The sequence below is a fragment of the Actinoplanes sp. NPDC051633 genome, assembly GCF_040681735.1.
Lineage (GTDB): Bacteria > Actinomycetota > Actinomycetes > Mycobacteriales > Micromonosporaceae > Actinoplanes.
Genome location: NZ_JBFAZH010001217.1, coordinates 1 through 2,275, shown reverse-complemented (window position 1 = coordinate 2,275; position 2,275 = coordinate 1). Strand labels below are relative to the sequence as shown.

The window sequence follows — 2,275 nt, the reverse complement described above, 5'->3', positions numbered from 1 at the left end:
GGGAGTGGCCCTGGACGGTGCGGGATCCGTAGCCTGTTGCGGGGCGACGCCGTGGCCCGAAACGATCGAGAGACGCAGGGAGGACGAGCCGTGGACGGGACCGAGTCCGGCTGGGGCCGGCCTGCGGACACCGGGTCTCGCTGGCGCGCCCTGCTCGACCGCGCCCGGCACGGCGGCCGGGTCTCCGACGAGGCCGAGGACGCCGACCGGCACGAGCGGTCCCTCGAGCCGCCGTTTGAGCCGCCCGTCGAGCCGCGCCTTGAGCCGCGCCTAGAGCCGCCACGCGCGCCGTCCGGCCTGTCGCTTCCCCTGTCGCCGGCTCAGCCACCGCAGCCGTTGCCGACGCGTCCGCTGGACCGCCGCTCCTGGCTGCCCGAGACCGCCCGCCCGGCCGAGCCGCCCACGCCGCCCACGCCGCTGCCCGAGCGCCGGCCGCTGAACCCGCTGGAGCGGCGTCCGGCTCACCCGATCGAGCATCGCCCGCCGGTGCACGACGACCCGTTGCAGCGGCCGGTGAACCCGCTGGAGCCTCGCCGGGCCCTGCACAACCGGCCCGAGCTGGAGCAGCCGCACACGTTCTTCAACCCCGGCACGGCCCGCGCGCCGGCCGCCCTCCCGCCGGGCCCACCGGCCCAGCCCGGTCCTCCGCCGGCCCGGCCGGCCTTCCCGACGGGCCAGCCCGCCTTTCCGCCTGCGCAGTACCGCGCGGCCGCGTCGGTCGGCTCGGCCGCCGTGCGCCCGCCGTCGGCGCCGGCCTCGCCCGCTCCGGCGAGGATCGAGTGGCGGCAGCCGCGCACCGAGGCGGATTCCGACCGCGCGGTCCAGGTCCTGCGCCGCAAGCTGGGTACGCCGCGGGTGCTGGCCTTCGCCAACCCCAAGGGCGGCGTGCACAAGACCACGGCCACGGTGCTGGCCGCGGCCACCATCGGCAGCGTCCGCGGGCGCGGGGTGCTGGCGTGGGACGACAACGAGCTGCGCGGCACCCTCGGGCTGCGGGCGGGCAGCGCGCGGCACGCCCGGACCATAAGGCATCTGCTCGCCGACCTGATGCAGATCGAGAACCTGCACGGCGACGAGCTGCATCAGGAGCTGGACGGCTATCTGCGGCACGCCTCCGACGGGTCGTACGACGTGCTGGCCGGTGAGGAGAATCCGCGGTTCGCCCAGCGGCTCGACCAGCACACCGTGCGCCGGGTGATGGACCTGCTGCGGCGCACCCATGACGTGATCTGTGTGGACACGGGCAACAACGTCGAGAGCGTGAACTGGCGGACCGTGATGGCGGCGGCCGACCAGCTGGTGATCACCACGGTGCCGCGCGAGGATGCGGCGTTCACCGCGGACTGGATGCTCGATCTGCTGACCGAGACGGGCCGCGAGGACCTGGTCCAGAACGCCGTGACGTTGATCTCCTGCCCGTCGGCCGGCGAGATGCCGCTGCTGGCCGATCTGACGAAGCACTTCGCGTCGCGTACCCGTGGTGTCGCCGTTGTTCCTTATGACCCGTCCCTCGAGGTGGGGTCGTCGATCGAGTACGCGGATCTGCAGCCGGAGACCCGGGCCGCGTGGCTCAAGGCGGCGGCGATGATGATCGAGCCGTTCGCCGAATAGGCCCGGGTGTCGCCCGCGTGTTGTCGGGGGGCCGGACTAGAGTCGGGACGCTTGATCCGGCCGCAGGGAGAGGGGGTCCCGGGTGTCCGACTCGTTCGTGCACCTCCACGTGCACACCGAGTATTCGATGCTCGACGGCGCTGCCCGGCTCAAGGAGCTGACCGCCGAGGCCGCCCGCATGGGCATGCCCGCGGTCGCGATCACCGATCACGGCAACATGCACGGGGCGTACGACTTCTACAAGCAGGCCACCGCCGCCGGGCTGACCCCGGTGATCGGCGTGGAGGCCTACGTGGCGCCGGAGTCCCGGCTGCACAAGGCCAGGGTCAAGTGGGGCCGTCCGGAGCAGAAGTCGGACGACATCTCCGGCAACGGCGCGATCACCCACAAGACGATGTGGGCGCGCGACGCCCAGGGTCTGCGCAACCTCTTCCGGCTCAACTCGCGCGGGTCCATGGAGGGTCACTACGTCAAGTGGCCGCGGATGGACATGGAGATCATCGCCGAGCACGCCGAGGGCATCATGGCCACCACCGGCTGCCCGTCCGGCGCGGTGCAGACCCGGCTGCGGCTGGGCCAGTTCGACGAGGCGATCAAGGTCGCGGGGCAGTATCAGGACATCTTCGGCAAGGACCACTACTACCTCGAGCTGATGGACCACGGG

At 72.7% G+C, this 2,275-nt stretch carries 2 protein-coding genes; both read left to right on the top strand.

The genetic code is table 11. From position 1 onward, the window contains the following. The first annotated feature begins 90 nt into the window (after nt 1-90). Nucleotides 91-1,611: an AAA family ATPase gene (locus tag AB0M20_RS39210; RefSeq protein WP_364306098.1), complete on the top strand. Its 1,521-nt coding sequence runs from the start codon at nt 91-93 to the stop codon at nt 1,609-1,611. An 82-nt stretch (nt 1,612-1,693) separates the two neighbouring features. After that, on the top strand, nt 1,694-2,275 hold a 582-nt coding region (locus AB0M20_RS39205; RefSeq protein WP_364306097.1), incomplete at its 3' end, for a PHP domain-containing protein.